The following is a 16,106-nucleotide window of genomic DNA, read 5'->3' on the forward strand; positions in this document are numbered from 1 at the left end:
TATGCGGATCTAAGCTTCCGTGAAGCGGAAAAGAGGAGAGTGCACGATGGGTCAGCAGGAGAAGGTGGCGACGAGCCTCGCAGGCGCGGTCAGCGAGGGCATCAGCGCCTCCCTCGCGCCGGTGGACGCGGAGCTCGCGCGCCACTACCCGGGCGACCCCGGCACCCGCCAGCCCGTCCACACCGTCTACGTCCCCGGTGACGTCTTCGCCGCCGACACCATCCGCTCCTGGGGCGACCAGGCCCTCGCGGCCCTCGACGAGCACGCCCCGGACGCCGCGACCTTCGCCAAGGTGCTCGGCATCAGCGACGAACTGGCCGTACCCGTCTACGACCGCGTCCGCGCCAAGCTCGCCTCCGAGCCCGTCGAGGACCTCCGCGTCGACTTCGAGGACGGCTTCGGAGTCCGCTCCGACGAGGAGGAGGACCAGGCGGCCGCCCGCGCCGCCCGCCTCGTCTCCGAAGCCTTCTCCAACGGCACGAACGCCCCGTACATGGGCATCCGCATGAAGTGCATGGAGTCCAACGTCCGCGACCGAGGCATCCGCACCACGGACATCTTCCTGTCCGGGCTGCTGGAGCACGGCGGCCTCCCCGACGGGCTGGTCCTCACCCTCCCCAAGGTCACGTACGCCGAGCAGGTCAGCGCCTTCGTCAAGCTGCTGGAGGCCTTCGAGGCCGCCCGCGGCCTGCGCCCGGGCCGGATCGGCTTCGAGATCCAGATCGAGACCAGCCAGTCGATCGTCGCCTCCGACGGCACCGCGACCGTGGCCCGGATGATCGAGGCCTCCAAGGGCCGCGCCACCGGCCTGCACTACGGCACCTTCGACTACAGCGCCTGCGTCGGGGTCTCCGCCGCGTACCAGTCGAGCGACCACCCGGCCGCCGACCACGCCAAGGCGATCATGCAGGTCGCGGCCGCCGGCACCGGCGTACGCGTCTCCGACGGCTCGACGAACGTCCTGCCGATCGGCACCACCGAGCACGTCCACAAGGCCTGGAAGCTGCACTACGGCCTCACTCGCCGGGCCCTGGCCCGCGCCTACTACCAGGGCTGGGACATGCACCCGGGCCACCTCCCGACCCGCTACGCGGCGGTCTTCACCTTCTACCGCGAGGGCCTCGAGACGGCTGCCGCGCGCCTGAAGGCGTACGTCGCGAAGATCGAGGGCGACGTGATGGACGAGCCGGCCACGGCCAAGGCCCTGGCCGGCTACCTCGTCCGCGGCCTGGACTGCGGCGCGGTGGGCACCGACGAGGTCACCGCCCTGACGGGCCTGACCCGCGCCGAACTGGACGCCTTCGCCATCCCCCGCCGCTCGGCAACCCTGACGGCGACCGCCTGAGCGTCCGCTGCGCCTCCGGGCGCACCTGTGCGGGTCGCAGCCGCTGGTGCTGTGGCCCGCACGGGTCCACGGTCTAGAGAGCGAGGTCCTCGGCCAGGGGCAGGTCGACCGCGGGGTCCTCGGCGTGGATGTCACGGAGCAGTTCGCGGTGCCGTCGGGCCTGGTCGTCACGTCCCAGCCGGACCGCGGCGCGGATGCCCAGGAGACAGCTTGCGGCGCGTGCGTACGCGGAAAGCACCCTTCCCCCGTCCCGCAGCGACTCCTCGGCGTGGTCCAGGGACTTCTGCCACATCCCTCGTTCGCCGTACTCGAATGCCAGCACCTGATGGGTTGCGGCGATCTTCTTTTCGTCACCGAAGCGGGCCAGGACCTCGATGGCCCAGGCCGCTTTGGTTTCGGCCTCCTCGACCCGGCCGTCCTTGAACAGAATGGGGGCGTGGGACACCACCGCCTCGGCGAGCCGCTGCTCGTCACCGAGCTCGGCGAACCGCGCCTGCGCGAGTTCGGCACGGTCGGCCGCCTCGCGATGGCGCCCCAGGAGGAGAAGAACCTCGGCCGCGTTCCCGTGGGCCACAGCCTCACCGGACACATGTTGCACGGAGCGGCAGATCTCCACGTCCTCCGTGTGCAGGGCCAGCGCCTCCTGATGGCGCCCCTGGCGCCGCAGGGTGAGCGCCAGATCGTTGAGGACCATGCTGACCTTGTACGGGTTCCCGATCCTGGAGAACCGGGTCAGGGACTGCCGTTGGAGCTCTTCCGCCTCGTCTGCCCTGCCCATCTCCGTGTAGGTCAAGGCCAGCGTGTTCAGGGTCTCCGCGGCGCCCGCCTCGTCGGACGTCTCGATACAGACGGCCAGATCACGTGTGAAGTACGCGATCGCCTGGTCCAGTTCGCCGGATGCCCGGTGAACCGTTCCGAGGTTGTAGAGAACCTTTCCGACCTCGTGCTTCACCTCGTGGCGTTCGAAGATCTCAAGGCTCTGCAACAGCAGCGGAAGGCCCTCGTCATGACGTCCTGTATCCCGCAGCACGCAGCCCAGCAGATTACCGGCGTCCGCGATGAGCAGGGGTTCCTGTGCCGTGCGGGCCTCGGCGTAGGCCTGGTTCGCGTATGCGAGGGCGGGGGCGAACTCGCGTCGGTAGCGGGCGATGTTCGCCTTGCCGGCGAGGAAGGCCGCACGCAGCCCGGCCGCGCCCTCGCCCGCCGAGGCCTTCAGGCCCGCCTCGCACACGGTGGCCCACTCGTCCCAGCGGCCTACGGTCTCGCAGACCACGCAGAGGGACAGGGCCAAAGGCACCGGGTCGGTCGGATGGCCGAGGGATTCCGACGCGCAGAGCGCGGCGACCGCGTTCTCGAGCTCGTGCTCGACCCAGGTGAGGGCAGCCTCCATTGACGGCATGGCCGCGCCGCTGTCGGCGGGCTGCTCGACCTCGAAGACACCGGCGATGCGGAACTGCGCGCGCAACGCGGAGTGCTGGAGCCAGAGCATCATGCTCCTCGTGCCCGCAGAGGACTCGGCCGCAGGTTCTTTCCGCGCCTTCTCGCGGGCGAACTCCTTCAGAAGGTCGTGGAACTTGTACCGCCCCGGGACTGCCGACGGCTCGATGAGGTTCGCTTCGGCCAGTTTCCGGAGCGTTCTGGCCGACTGGGCGTCCCCGGCACCGGTCAACGCCCTGCAGATACCGGGGCCGAAGTCGGAGGCAGGCACGTGGGACAGCGCCCGGAAGGCGTTCTTGCAGCCCTTTCCCAGCTTTCGGTAGGAAAGGTTGAACGCCTTGCGCACGGCCAGGTCGCCGGCCGCTAGGGCCTCCAGTCTGTGGTGCTCGTTCTGGAGTTCAGCGGCAAGGTCCGCGATCCTGAGGCCCCGGTGGGAGAGCATGCGGTGTGCGGCGATGCGCAGGGCCAGCGGGAGGTGCCCGCAGTGCTCCACCACGGTCAGTGCTGCCTGGGCGTCACGGCCCTCGAACCTCCGGCCGGTTACGTTCCGGAGGAACTCGAGGGATGTGCGTGTGGGAAACGTCTCGAGATCGAACCGGTGAGCGGACTCCAGCCCGGCCAGTTTGTTCCGGCTCGTGACGAGGACACGGGAGTCCGGGCCGGAGACGAGGAGCGGGCGTACCTGCCTTTCGTCGGCCGCGTTGTCGAGAACGATCAGCAGCGTGAGTTCCGACGTACGACGGCGGTAGACATCGAGGCGCAGGTGGACGTCGGCAGGTATCTCGTCATCGGGGACACCGAGGGCGTGAAGGAGCCGGCCCGCGATCTCGGCGGGTTCGGGCGGCTCCGGCTGGACTCCCCGTAAATCCGTGTAGAGCACGCCGTCCGGGAAGTGCGACTCGATGCGGTGGGCGACACGCACCGCGAGGGACGTCTTGCCGACGCCGGGCTTTCCGGAGATGACGGCGACCGTGGATCCGCGGCGCCGCACGGAGATGCCTTCGATGCCCTCGACCTCCTCGTCACGACCGGTGAAGTCGGCCACATCGGGCGGCAGTGACTTCGGACGCGTCACGCGGAGGGGGCCGGGGTCGTGCGTGATGCTGACGTGCACCGGGGAGTTCACCAGAACCGGGCCGTGTGCGTCCCCACCCACCGCGACGGACGCAGCCCCCTCGGCCCGCACCTCCGGTACGCGAGGCCTCACGAGGGCCCGCCGGACGTACTCCGGACGGAACTCAGGGCGTTGCCGCCGATGGCCACCGCCCCGGGCCCCGACGCGGTGATCCCTTGACCGGGAGGGGACGGGGTGCCGTCGGCCGCAGAACCGCTACTACGGGCGGAGACAGGCCCGTGGGCGGATCCTCCGATGGCGATCGATCCCGGTCCCTGGGCGCGTACGGAGGGCACTTGGGCGGACGGACCACTGCTCAGACAGACCTGGGTGGCCGTACCGGCCAAGACCAGGACGGCCAGTGTGATTCCCCAGGCCCAGGACGGACTGTCCGTCACCACGTTGGTGACGACGCCGCCGGCGGCGGCCAATAAGCTCGCGGCGATGGCTGCAAGCGCGCGCTTGGTTCGTGGTTCCATCAGAGTGCCCCTGCCGTTCGTCCGTGCCGTTACCGGCCGAGCCTCGCACACACCACTGACATCGATACTCGAAGCGGGTTTCCGGTGGTCGTGGCTCTGCCACTGACAGCGGCAGAGCCGGCGCGGGGCAGTGCCCGTCAGGCGCCCGACGGGGGCGGGAGTTCGCCCGAGCCGCGCGGGATCAGGCGGGTCGGGAGTTCGATGCGGGCCGGGGGGAGGGCGGCGCCCGCGAGGCGTTGGAACAGGCGGTCGGTGGCCACCCGGCCCAGGGCCGCCGCGTCCTGGGCGACCACCGTCACGCCGGGGCGCAGCAGATCGGCCAGCTCGAAGTCGTCGAAGCCGACCAGGGCCACCGGCGGCCGGTGTTCGGCCAGGACCCGGACCACCGTCACCGTCACCCGGTTGTTCCCCGCGAAGACCGCGGTGACGGGGTCGGGGCCCGCGAGCATCGCCCGGGCCGCCTCCCCGACGCGGTCCGGGGTCGTCCGGCCGAGGGAGACCCAGGACTCCGCCACCGGCAGGCCCGCGTCCGCCATCGCCGCGCGGTAGCCCCGCAGGCGCTCCGTCGCCGTGTGGATGTGCGGCTGGTCCCCGATGAAGCCGATCCGGCGGTGGCCGCCCCCGATCAGGTGCGCCACCCCCTCGCGGGCGCCGCCGAAGCTGTCCGACAGCACCACGTCCGCTTCGATCCGGCCCGCCGGGCGGTCCACGAACACCGTCGCCACACCTGCCCGGATCTCCGGCTCCAGGTAGCGGTGGTCGTCCCCGGCCGGGATCACGATCAGCCCGTCCACCCGGCGCGCGCACAGCGCCAGCGCCAACTCCCGCTCCCGGTCCGGGTCCTCGGCGCTCGACCCGTTGATGAGCAGCGCCCCGTGGGCCCGGGCCACCTCCTCCACGGCCCGGTTCAGCGGCCCGTAGAAGGGATCCGCGAGGTCCTCCAGGACCAGTCCCACGGTGGCCGTGCGGCCCTTGCGCAGCACGCGCGCGCTGTCGTTGCGGCGGAACCCGAGTGCCTCGATGGCCTCCTGGACCCGCCGCACCGTGTCCGGGGTGACCCCCGCCTCGCCGTTGACCACCCGCGACACCGTCTTCAGGCCCACGCCCGCGCGGGCCGCCACGTCCTTCATGGTCGGCCGGTTGCCGTAGCGGGGGTCGGACGGGCGGCGGGTCTGCGGCACGGGACGGAATCCTCCGGAAGTGGTGGGGTACGGCTCTGACCTTGAGGATAAGCACTGGGCCGATGAGCGGGTTTCCGTGGCAGGGTGATGCGGGCAAGCCACTGGGGGCTCCGGACGAGCCATGGGGAGAGGGGTAGACGTGATTGTCTGGATCAACGGCACATTCAGCGCCGGGAAGACCAGCACGGCCCGCGAACTGACCGGGATCCTGCCGGACAGCACCCTGTACGACCCGGAGCTCGTCGGGGACGCACTACGCCAACTGCTGCCCCGCAAACGCCTCGCGGAGGTCTGCGACTACCAGGACCTGCCGAGCTGGCGGCGCCTGGTGGTGGACACGGCCGCGGCGATGCTCGCGGAGCTGGGCGGGGTGCTGGTCGTACCGATGACGCTGCTGCGGCAGGAGTACCGGGACGAGATCTTCGGCGGGCTCGCTGCGCGCCGGATACCGGTGCGGCATGTGCTGCTCGCCCCGGCGGAAACGATCCTGCGGCAGCGGATCGCGACGCGGGAGGAGCCGGGCGACCCGGCCGACGTGGACGTGCGGGTCCGGCAGTGGGCGTACGACCACATCCCCGCGTACCAGCAGGCGTTGGGCGGCTGGCTCGCGGCGGACGCGCACGTCATCGACAACGGGGACCTGACCGTACGGGAGACGGCGGAGCGGATCGCCGAAGCCGTACGCACGGACGCGGCCCGGGTCTGCGACATCGTGCAGACGCCGGAGCCGACGCGGGAGACGGTGGCGGCGGGGGTGCTGCTCTTCGACGACGAGGACCGGGTGCTGCTGGTGGATCCGACGTACAAGCCGGGTTGGGAGTTCCCGGGCGGGGTCGTGGAGGCGGGTGAGGCGCCGGGGTGCGCGGGGGTGCGGGAGGTCGCGGAGGAGCTGGGCCTGACGCTGGATGCCGTACCGGGGCTGCTGGTCGTGGACTGGGAGCCGCCGATGCCTCCTGCGTACGGGGGGCTGCGGCTGCTGTTCGACGGGGGCCGCCTCTCGGCCGCCGCCGCGGCCGGGCTCCGGCTGCCGGGCCCGGAACTGCGGGCCTGGCGGTTCGTGACGGAGGAGGAGGCGGCCGGGCTGCTGCCCCCGGTGCGCTACGAGCGGCTGCGCTGGGCCCTGCGGGCCCGGGAGCGGGCCCGCCCCCTGTACCTGGAGGCGGGCCGCCCCACCCCGTAACCCGACGGGGCCCGGGAGCTTCGCTCCCGGGCCCCGTCGGGTTACGGCTACGGAAGGACCGGCTCCGACTCCGTTGCCGTGAGGAGGGTGGCCGCCGTGTCCTCCGTCAGCGGGTCGCCGTGGCCGAAGCAGGCCACCGACGGGGACAGCGCCGCGAGGCGGCGGAAGGAGGACCGGGCCTCGTCACGGTCCACGTTGAAGACGCCCAGCATCACCTGGCCCACCCCCGCGATGCAGTCGCCCGCGAACAGCACGCCGTGGCGCGGCAGGTGGATGCCGATGCTGCCCGGCGTGTGGCCCGGGGCGTGGACCACCACCGCGCCGTCGCCGAACGGGAGCACCTCGCCGTCCTCGACCTCGCGCCCGACCCGCGTCGGCGGCGCCTCGGGGACCGTCAGGCCGTGCTCGTACAGCGGGATCTCCCAGTCCAGCAGGACCGGCTCCGGCACCGGTAGCTCGCCCCGGATCACCGGGGCCTCCAGCCGGTGCGCCACCACCTCCGCGCCCCAGCGGGCGGCGAGTTCGTCCGCGGCGCCGATGTGGTCGCGGTGGCAGTGCGTCAGGACGATCCGCTCCAGCCGTTCCGGGCTCAGCCCGAGGGAGCGGACGGCCTGCTCGATCGCCGCCGCCGATCCGGCATGGCCGGAGTCGATCAGGGTCAGCGCTTCGCCGTCGCGCCACAGGTACGCCTGGCCGATCGGGAAACGGAGCATGTGGAGCCGCTGCGGGAGTACCTCTACAAGATCCATACCCCGAACGTACGTGCGGCGACTCCGCCCCCGGCACGCCTTTCACCGGGAGCGGAGTTCGCCCGTAGCGCAGGTCAGCCGCGCTTGGACTCCGCGTAGTTGACGAGGAACAGCGCCTCCGCGACCGAGAGGCGCTCCAGCTCCTCCGGGGAGACGCTCTCGTTCACCGCGTGGATCTGGGCCTCCGGCTCGCTCAGCCCGATCAGCAGCATCTCCGCCTCCGGGTAGAGCGTGGTCAGCGTGTTGCACAGCGGAATCGATCCGCCCATACCCGCGACCTGCATCTCCTGACCCGGGTACGCCACCTCCATGGCCGCGGCCATCGACGCGTACGCCGGGCTGCTCGTGTCCGCCTGGAACGGCTGGCCCTGGCCCACGACCTCGAGTTCGAGGTGCGCCTGCCACGGGGTGTGCGCCACGAGGTGGGCCTCCAGCAGCTTGATGGCCTCAGCCGTGTCCACGCCCGGCGGCACGCGCAGGCTGATCAGCGCGCCGGCACTCGCGTGCACCGAGGGGGTGGCGCCGACCACCGGCGGGCAGTCGATGCCGAGCACGGTGACGGCCGGGCGGGCCCACAGCCGGTCCGCGATCGTGCCCTCGCCGATCAGCTCGACCCCGTCCAGCACCTTCGCGTCGGCGCGGAAGTCCGCCTCCGGGTACTGCAGGCCCTCCCAGACGGCGTCCGAGGCCAGGCCGTCCACCGTGGTCGAACCGTCTGCGGCGCGCAGCGAGTCCAGCAGCCGGATCAGCGCGGCCAGCGCGTCGGGGGCGACGCCGCCGAACATGCCGGAGTGCAGGTTGCCGCCGAGGGTGTCGATCTTCACCTTGATCAGGGTCATGCCGCGCAGCGTGGCCGTCACGGTCGGCAGGCCGAGCCGGAAGTTGCCCGCGTCGCCGATGACGACCGTGTCGGCGGTCAGCAGCTCCGGGTGCGCCTCTGCGTACTGCTGGAGACCGCCGGTGCCCTGCTCCTCCGAGCCCTCGACGATCACCTTCACGCTCACCGGCACACCGCCGTTGGCCTTCAGCGCGCGCAGCGCCAGCAGGTGCATGATGAACCCGCCCTTGCAGTCCGCCGCGCCGCGCCCGTACCAGCGCCCGTCGCGCTCGGTCAGCTCGAACGCGGGGGAGATCCACGCGGCGTCGTCCAGCGGCGGCTGCACGTCATAGTGCGCGTACAGGAGAACGGTCGGCGCACCCTCCGGGCCGGGCAGGAAGCCGTACACCGACTGGGTGCCGTCCGGGGTGTCCAGGAGGGACACGTTCTGGAAGCCCTCGGCGCGCAGCGCGTCGGCCACCCAGTTCGCCGCGCCCTCGCTCTCGCTCCGGGGGAACTGCGCCCAGTCCGCCACCGACTGGAAGGCCACCAGCTCGGTCAGCTCCTGCTTGGCGCGGGGCATCAGCGAGGCGATGGTCTCGGCGATCGGATTCTGGGACATGGGCACGCTCCTTTTGGGTGCGACGTTGTGTACGTGTACGCCGTCCGCATCCGCGTCGTGGGCGTATGCGGGGTACGTCGAAAGACAGTCCCGATCCTCGCACAGCAGGATGGGGCGGACTCGCGCCGTAGGATTTCCCTGCATCGGAGCAACCGCATGATCAGGAGCAGCAGCACATCGTGAGCAGCGACGACAGCACCGTCGGGGGACCCGACTCAGCAGCAGGGCAGGCCGCTCAGGGGGCGGGGGACGGGACGGCAGGGAGCGCCGGGGGAACCGGCGAGGTGTGGGACGTGGTCGTGGTCGGGGCCGGACCGGCCGGCGCCTCGGCCGCGTTCGCGGCGGCGACGGCCGGGCGGCGCGTACTGCTGCTGGAGAAGGCCGAGCTGCCCCGGTACAAGACCTGTGGCGGCGGAATCATCGGCCCGTCGCGCGATGCCCTCCCGCCCGGTTTCGTCCTGCCGTTCAAGGACCGCATCCACGCGGTCACCTTCTCGCTGAACGGGAAGCTGACCCGGACCCGCCGTTCGCGGCAGATGCTGTTCGGGCTCATCAACCGGCCCGAGTTCGACGCCGCGCTGGTCACCGAGGCCGAGAAGGCCGGCGCCACCGTCCGTACGGGTACGGCCGTCGCGCGGGTCGAGCAGCACGGGGCGGCCGTGCCCGACCGGCGCACGGTCGCCGTGGTGCTCGGCGACGGGGAGACCGTCCTGGCGCGCGCGGTGGTCGGCGCCGACGGCAGCGCGAGCCGGATCGGCGCGCACGTCGGGGTCGAGATGGACCAGGTGGATCTCGGCCTGGAGGCCGAGATCCCGGTCCCGGAGACGGTCGCCGAGGACTGGAAGGGGCGGGTGCTCCTCGACTGGGGCCCGCTGCCCGGCAGTTACGGCTGGGTCTTCCCCAAGGGCGACACCCTGACCGTCGGGGTCATCTCGGCGAAGGGCGACGGCGCCGCGACCAAGCGGTACCTGGAGGACTTCATCGCCCGCCTCGGACTGGCCGGGTTCGAACCCGCCGTCTCCTCCGGGCACCTGACCCGCTGCCGCAAGCCCGATTCCCCGCTGTCGCGCGGCCGGGTACTGGTCGCGGGGGACGCGGCCGGACTGCTGGAGCCGTGGACCCGGGAGGGCATCTCCTTCGCGCTGCGCTCGGGCCGGCTGGCCGGGGAGTGGGCCGTGAAGATCTCCGAGGCGCAGGACGCGGTCGACGCGCGCCGCCAGGCCCTCAACTACGCGTTCGCGGTCAAGGCCGGACTGGGCGTGGAGATGAGCGTCGGCAAGCGGATGCTGACGGCCTTCGAGGCCCGGCCGGGGCTGATGCACGCGGCGATCACCGGCTTCCGCCCGGCATGGCGGGCCTTCGCCCGGATCACCCGGGGTGCGACGACGCTGCCCGACCTGGTGCGGACGTACCCGATGGCCCGCAAGGCGCTGCACGCCCTGGACGGCAGGCAGGCGCGGAACCGGGCGCAGGGGCAGGGGCAGGGGCAGGAGATGGAGCAGGCCTAGGGGTCCCCGGCCGGGGCCGGGGGAGCGGGCCGGGGGCCGGGCCTCTTCCGGGCCGGTACGTGGACGATGGTGGCGGTCTTGCCGGGCGTGCGGGCAAGGCCGCCGCTGCTTCGGTGCAGGTGTGGCGGGCTGCGCGGGGTGCGCCCTGCCCGTCAGCTCGACATCGTGATCCGGAAGACCGGGTGGTCGCCGGCGGCCGCCTGGAGCTCGGCATCGGTGGACTGCGCGGTCACGCCCTGGAAGAACCGGCCGACCTCCCAGCCCCACTTCTCCAGGTAGGCGCGCAGCACGGCGGCCTTCTGCACCGGGTCGGTGAGCTCGGTGACCGTGAACGTGCGCACCTTGCGGCCCACGCGGAGCTCGCCGCCGCCCGCCACCCGCATGTTGCGGACCCACTGGGAGTGGCCGCGCGCCGACACCAGGTACTGCTCGCCCTCGTACGTGTGCGGGTTGACCGGGATCCGCTGCATCTCGCCGGACTTGCGGCCGCGCACCGACAGCTCGGCGGTGCCGGCCAGGCTGATGCCGAGCCGGGCCAGCTTCCCGAAGAGGGAGTTGAAGCGGGTTTCGAGCGCGCCGGCCTGGACGTAGTACGGGGTGGGCCTGCTGCTCATGACTGCCTCCGGCGGTGGTGGGAGAGCGGTGCTCTCGCTTGAGATCAGTGTGCACGGATCGCTGCGCCAAAGCAAGAGCACCGCTCTCGAAATGGATCGGCGATCCCATTTTTGGGCACTGCTCTGACTCCATGGCACACTGCTCGTATGAGTACCGTGCGCGGGGCCCGGGAGCGGGCCCGTATCGAGGTCACCGCCGCCATCAAGGACGAGGCGCGCCGCATGCTGGCGGCCGAGGGCGCCGCCAAGCTCTCGCTGCGCGCCGTGGCCCGAGAGCTGGGCATGGTCTCCTCGGCCCTCTACCGCTACTTCCCCAGCCGTGACGAGCTCCTCACCGCCCTCATCATCGACGCCTACGACAGCATCGGCGCCGCCGCCGAGCAGGCCGACGCGCGCACCCTCGCCGCCGGTGCCCCGCCCCGTGAGCGCTGGGTCTCCGTCGGCGAGGCCGTCCGCGCCTGGGCGCTGGATCACCCGCACGAGTACTCCCTCATCTACGGCTCCCCGGTCCCCGGCTACAGCGCCCCCATGGACACCGTCGGCCCCGCCTCCCGCGTCGGCAACACCTTCATCGGCATCGTCCGCGCCGCTCACGCCGGCCGCGGCCTCGCCCTCCCGCCGCTGCCCGCCGACCTGCGCCCCGAAGCCGTCCGGATGACCGCGGACTTCGCCGAAGGGCTGCCGCCCGAGGTCACCGCCGCACTCGTCGCCGCCTGGGCCCAGCTGATCGGCCTCATCTCCTTCGAGTTGTTCGGCCAGTTCACCCGGGTCGTCGAGGACCGCGCCACCTTCTTCACGCACGCCGTGGGCCAACTGGCCCACGGGGTCGGGCTGCCCGCCGTATGACCGCGGCTCACATGATGAGGTGACAGATCGCTTGTCTGTTCCTCACACCAATGCGAGTGGTTCGGCTTTCACCGAACGGGCGCCCGTCTAGTGTTCGTCGGGTCGTGCCCCTGCCCCCGCCCCTCGCCGGAGGAACAGCCATGGCCCGCGCAGTGAAGGCCCTGTACGCCGTCCTGATCACCTCCTTACTGGCCGCCCCGGCGCCCGCCGTGACCGCCTCGGCCGGCACGGGCGAAGTGGCCGCGGCCGAGGATGCCGCCCCGGCCCCCAGACCCCGGATAGCCGGCGTGCGGGGCCTGGAGATCGGCGTCCCCGCGTACGCATGGGCCGGCGACCCCATGCTCGGCGACCTCGTCGCCACCACACCCGCCGCCTCGGTGGTCGTCCTCAACCCCGGTAACGGGGACGCCCCCTTCGACGCGCCCTGGCAGGCCCACGCCGACGCGCTGCGGGCAGGGACCACCGCCACCGGCGAGAAGACCAAGGTCCTCGGCTACGTCCACACCGACCACGGCAACCGCGACATCGCCGCCGTCAAGGCCTCCGTCGACAACTACCTCAAGACCCGCGACGGCCGCCTGCACGTGGACGGCATCTTCTTCGACGTGGTCAGCCGCGACTGCGGCCCCGGCAACGCCACCCGCGACCACTACGCACAGCTGCGCGCGTACGTGCAGGACACCATGAACGCCGCCGACCCCACCGCGCCGGACCTCGTGGTCGACAACCCCGGCACCGCAATCGCCGACTGCTACCTGGAACCGGGCCACCGCACCGCGGACGTCTTCGTCACCTACGAGGACACGTACGCCGCGTACACGGGCGGCGGCTGGCTCGGCGGGAACGTCTTCGGCGCGTCGGGCGCCTACCGCCCCGGCACGGAACTCGACCCGAGCGGCACCGCGTTCTGGCACCTCGTCCACGCGGTCCCGGACGCCGCCGCCATGCGCATCACCCTCCGCACGGCCTTCGACCGCGGCGCGGGCTACGCGTACGCGACGGGCACGCTCATGCCGAACCCGTGGGACGAGTCGCCGAGTTGGAGGTTCCGCAGCCAGACCGCGTACGCCGCCACCGTGGGCTGACCCCGTCGCCCGCGGCGCAGGGGCAGACTTTCGGCAGTGCCGCGGAACCGGGGCGATTCCGTAGGGTCGCGGGCGTGAGAGCAATGATCGACACATGCCCCTGGCCCGCACCCGTCTCGGCGGTGGCTCTGGCCGTCGGGACCGTGGCCGCGGCCGGCGCCGCCGCGGGCACGGGCAGCGGCTGGTGGGTGATACCCGAGGCGGGCTGCGCGTTCCTCGCCGGCGGGCGGCCCGGGCGGGCGCGGAGCACGGCACTGGCGCTGGCCGCGGTGGTCGCGGTCGCCGTGGTTGCCGTGGCCCTCGTACCGGCCTGGCTCGTATGGGCGAGCCGGTTCACGGGTCTGGTGGCGGCGGCCATGGTGCCGTGGTGTGCGGGCCGTTTCCTGCGCCAGTACCGCGAGCTGGTACGGGCCGGGTGGGAGCGGGCCGCACAGCTCGAACGGGAGCAGGACCTGCTCGCGGAACAGGCCCGGCTGCGCGAGCGGACCCGGATCGCCCAGGACATGCACGACCTCCTCGGCCACGAGCTGAGCCTGCTCGCCCTGTCGGCGGGCGCGCTCCAGCTGGCTCCCGGCCTGCCGGGCGAGCACCGGGCCGCCGCCCGGGACATCCGGGCCCGCGCGGGCGCGGCCGTGGACCGGCTCGGCGAGGTGATCGGCGTCCTGCGCGACGAACCGGGTCCCGGGCCGGAAGAGCTCGAGGACCTGGTGGCCCGTGCGGCCGGGGCCGGGCTGGACGCACGGCTCCGGCTGGAGGGTGACGCGGCACCCGGGCAGGTGCCGCCGGTCGTGGAGCGGGCGGTCCACCGCGTGGTCCGAGAGGCGCTGACGAACGTGGCCAAGCACGCTCCCGACCACCGGGCGACCGTCGTGGTCCGCCGTACGAAGGCCCGGACGGAGGTCCGCGTGACGAACGCGCCGCCGCCGGATCCGGCGCCGGGCCCAGGGACCGGAACGGGGGTTGCCCGGGCAGCCGGGGCGGGGTCGCCGGCCGGCGACGAGCGGCGGCTCGGGCTCGTCGGGCTGGGGGAGCGGGTCCGGGCGGCCGGCGGGACCTTCGCCGCCGGGCCCGAAGGCGGCGGCTTCGGGATCCGGGCCACGCTCCCGCACCGGCTGCCGGCCGCCGCCCCGGAGCACCGGCAGGCGCGCCGGAGGCTCGGCCGGAGCGCGGCCGCGGCCGTCCTGGTGCCGCTGTTCACCGTGGCCGCGCTGGTCACCGGCGTACGGGTGTGGGACACGGTGGCGGACCGCCGGTCGGTGTTCGCCCCCGAGGACTACGCCCGCCTGCGGCCCGGCCAACCCCGTGCGCAGATCGCGCCGCACCTGCCCCAGCAGCAGACGGCCCGCCGCCCGGCGGCTCCCGTGCCCCGGCCGCCGGATGCCGCCTGCGAGTTCTACGTACAGACCGCAGACCCCTTTGACGACCGGTCCGGGGACATCTACCGGCTCTGTTTCCGGGCCGGCCTGCTGGTCTCCGCCGACGCCATCGGCCCCGACACCCACTCCCAGGAAGAGGAAGCCCGGTGACACAGATCCGGATACTGATCGCCGACGACGAGCCGATGATCCGCGCCAGCGTGCGGGCCGTGCTCGCCACCGACCCCGGCATCACCGTCGTCGCCGAAGCCGGCGACGGCCGCGAAGCGGTGGAACTGGCCCGGCTCCACCGTCCCCGGGTGGCCGTCCTCGACATCCGCATGCCGCGCCTCGACGGCATCGAAGCCGCCGCCGAGATCCACCGGACCGTACCCGGTACAGCGGTCGTGATCCTCACGACCTTCGGGGAGGACGAGTACATCCTGCGCGCCCTGGGCGGCGGAGCCACCGGCTTCCTCATCAAGTCGGGGGAACCGGAGGAACTGATCGCCGGGGTTCGGGCGGTCGCCGACGGCGCCGCCTACCTGTCACCGAAGGTGGCCGCGCGGGTCGTCGCCCACCTCGCCGCCGGCGACGCGGGCACCCTGGCCGGCCGGCGCACCGCGGCCCGCGAAGCGGTCGACGCGCTGACCGCCCGGGAACGGGACGTACTGGCCTTCCTGGGCAGTGGACTGTCCAACGGGCAGATCGCGCGCCGCCTGCACCTGGCCGAGGGAACGGTGAAGGCCCACGTCAGCTCCATCCTGGCCGGCCTCGGCGTCGACAACCGGGCCGCCGCGGCCGTCGTCGCCCACGAGGCCGGCGTGGTCCCGGCGTCCACGTCCGCGTCCACGTCCACGTCCGCGTCCACGTCCACGTCCACGTCCGCGTTCGTATCCGCGTCCGGCCCCGGGCTCGCGCCCCGGGCCCGCCGTCCGCCCGAGCAGCGCTGACCCGGCCCGCACGGCAGGGGCGAGGACGAGGAGCGGCAGCACCAGGGCCACCGTCGCCCCCAGCACCGCACCCGCGAGCACGTCGTGCGGGTAGTGGACCCCGACCAGCACCCGCAGCAGCGCCGCCGCACCCGCCACCGGCAGCGCCAAGCCGGTGAGCCGGGGCCGTACGAGGGACACCCCGACGGCCAGGGCGCCGGCCAGGGTGGCGTGGTTGCTGGGGAAGGACCAGTCGCCGGCCCCGGGGCACGCGGCGAGCGCAGGGATCCCCGACAGGGCCCGGCACGGCCGCTCCTCGTCGACGACGAGTTTCAACGCCTCGCTGAGCGCATACGCGACGACCGTCCCGGCGGCCACCAGCACCGCCCCCGCCAGGGCCCGCGGATCGCGGCCCCGCAGGGCCGTCCATCCCACCCACACCAGCAGCAGGCCGAGGACGAGCAGGGTGCCCTCGCTCGCCGCCTCCAGGACCGGCCCCGCCCATGACGGCCCGTCCGCCGCGCCCCGGGCCAGTACCCGGTACCCCGTCGCCGAGGCACCGCCGGAGACGCGCACCGCCTCGGCCGTGCCGAGGCCGCCGCCGGGCGCCAGCCAGAGCAGGGCCCCGGCCCCCGCCGCAGCCGCCGCGCCCGCCGTCACGGCCCGCCGGCCCCATCCGTATCGCATGAGTATGTCCATGGCGCCGACGGTAGGAATCCCGCCGGCCGGGCACCCCCGCCGAACGGCGGGCCGCACCCCCGACGATCGTCAGGGTTGTGCCGCCCGCCCGCCCGCCCGCCCGGCCGTGATCCGGCCGTGGTCCGAGCACGAGCCGAACGAGG

At 73.1% G+C, this 16,106-nt stretch carries 12 protein-coding genes and 1 pseudogene; 7 read left to right on the forward strand and 6 right to left on the reverse strand.

Translation table 11 applies throughout. The features are described 5' to 3' along the window. The first annotated feature begins 46 nt into the window (after nucleotides 1–46). The gene (locus OHT74_RS33215; RefSeq protein WP_328622228.1) at nucleotides 47–1,345 is read left to right on the forward strand and encodes a DUF6986 family protein; all 1,299 of its coding nucleotides are present in this window, start codon (nucleotides 47–49) and stop codon (nucleotides 1,343–1,345) included. A gap of 73 nt (nucleotides 1,346–1,418) precedes the next feature. Here OHT74_RS33215 and OHT74_RS33220 read toward each other — a convergent pair whose 3' ends face one another. Both OHT74_RS33220 and OHT74_RS33225 read right to left on the reverse strand, forming a co-directional pair. Next, nucleotides 1,419–3,896: an ATP-binding protein gene (locus OHT74_RS33220; protein WP_328622229.1), complete on the reverse strand. Its 2,478-nt coding sequence runs from the start codon at nucleotides 3,894–3,896 to the stop codon at nucleotides 1,419–1,421. A gap of 616 nt (nucleotides 3,897–4,512) precedes the next feature. Further along, nucleotides 4,513–5,505, reverse strand: a complete 993-nt coding sequence (locus OHT74_RS33225) for a LacI family DNA-binding transcriptional regulator (RefSeq protein WP_266673249.1) — start codon at nucleotides 5,503–5,505, stop codon at nucleotides 4,513–4,515. 172 nt (nucleotides 5,506–5,677) lie between these two features. On the opposite strand from OHT74_RS33225, the gene OHT74_RS33230 reads away from it, so the two are divergent. Further along, a complete protein-coding gene (locus OHT74_RS33230; protein WP_266669670.1) occupies nucleotides 5,678–6,736 on the forward strand; it encodes an NUDIX hydrolase in 1,059 nt (352 codons plus the stop codon). Nucleotides 6,737–6,783: 47 nt separating this feature from the next. Here OHT74_RS33230 and OHT74_RS33235 read toward each other — a convergent pair whose 3' ends face one another. After that, the gene (locus OHT74_RS33235) at nucleotides 6,784–7,485 is read right to left on the reverse strand and encodes an MBL fold metallo-hydrolase (protein ID WP_328622230.1); all 702 of its coding nucleotides are present in this window, start codon (nucleotides 7,483–7,485) and stop codon (nucleotides 6,784–6,786) included. A gap of 74 nt (nucleotides 7,486–7,559) precedes the next feature. Continuing rightward, on the reverse strand, nucleotides 7,560–8,924 hold the full coding sequence (locus tag OHT74_RS33240; protein WP_328622231.1) for a dipeptidase: 1,365 nt from the start codon (nucleotides 8,922–8,924) through the stop codon (nucleotides 7,560–7,562). 284 nt (nucleotides 8,925–9,208) lie between these two features. Here OHT74_RS33240 and OHT74_RS33245 point away from each other — a divergent pair, with 284 nt between their 5' ends. After that, a complete protein-coding gene (locus OHT74_RS33245; protein WP_328623441.1) occupies nucleotides 9,209–10,432 on the forward strand; it encodes a geranylgeranyl reductase family protein in 1,224 nt (407 codons plus the stop codon). A gap of 152 nt (nucleotides 10,433–10,584) precedes the next feature. Here OHT74_RS33245 and OHT74_RS33250 read toward each other — a convergent pair whose 3' ends face one another. Continuing rightward, on the reverse strand, nucleotides 10,585–11,046 hold the full coding sequence (locus OHT74_RS33250) for a nitroreductase/quinone reductase family protein (protein ID WP_328622232.1): 462 nt from the start codon (nucleotides 11,044–11,046) through the stop codon (nucleotides 10,585–10,587). Between the two features lie 147 nt (nucleotides 11,047–11,193). Between OHT74_RS33250 and OHT74_RS33255 the strand changes: the two genes are divergently transcribed. From OHT74_RS33255 to OHT74_RS33270, 4 genes are all read left to right on the forward strand, one after another. Then, a complete protein-coding gene (locus OHT74_RS33255) occupies nucleotides 11,194–11,892 on the forward strand; it encodes a TetR/AcrR family transcriptional regulator (RefSeq protein ID WP_328622233.1) in 699 nt (232 codons plus the stop codon). A gap of 140 nt (nucleotides 11,893–12,032) precedes the next feature. Further along, the gene (locus OHT74_RS33260) at nucleotides 12,033–12,977 is read left to right on the forward strand and encodes a spherulation-specific family 4 protein (RefSeq protein WP_328622234.1); all 945 of its coding nucleotides are present in this window, start codon (nucleotides 12,033–12,035) and stop codon (nucleotides 12,975–12,977) included. An 83-nt stretch (nucleotides 12,978–13,060) separates the two neighbouring features. Further along, nucleotides 13,061–14,503, forward strand: a complete 1,443-nt coding sequence (locus tag OHT74_RS33265; protein WP_328623442.1) for a sensor histidine kinase — start codon at nucleotides 13,061–13,063, stop codon at nucleotides 14,501–14,503. A gap of 35 nt (nucleotides 14,504–14,538) precedes the next feature. Further along, nucleotides 14,539–15,285 (forward strand): response regulator, encoded by a 747-nt coding sequence (locus tag OHT74_RS33270; protein WP_443047745.1) that lies wholly within the window; start codon nucleotides 14,539–14,541, stop codon nucleotides 15,283–15,285. Nucleotides 15,286–15,372: 87 nt separating this feature from the next. Here the strand turns inward: OHT74_RS33270 and OHT74_RS33275 are convergent. Next, nucleotides 15,373–15,963: pseudogene (locus OHT74_RS33275) on the reverse strand (phosphatase PAP2 family protein); the annotation flags it as partial. Nucleotides 15,964–16,106: the final 143 nt, after the last annotated feature.

Origin of the sequence: Streptomyces sp. NBC_00354 (genome assembly GCF_036106915.1) — a bacterium.
Classification (GTDB): Bacteria; Actinomycetota; Actinomycetes; order Streptomycetales; family Streptomycetaceae; genus Streptomyces.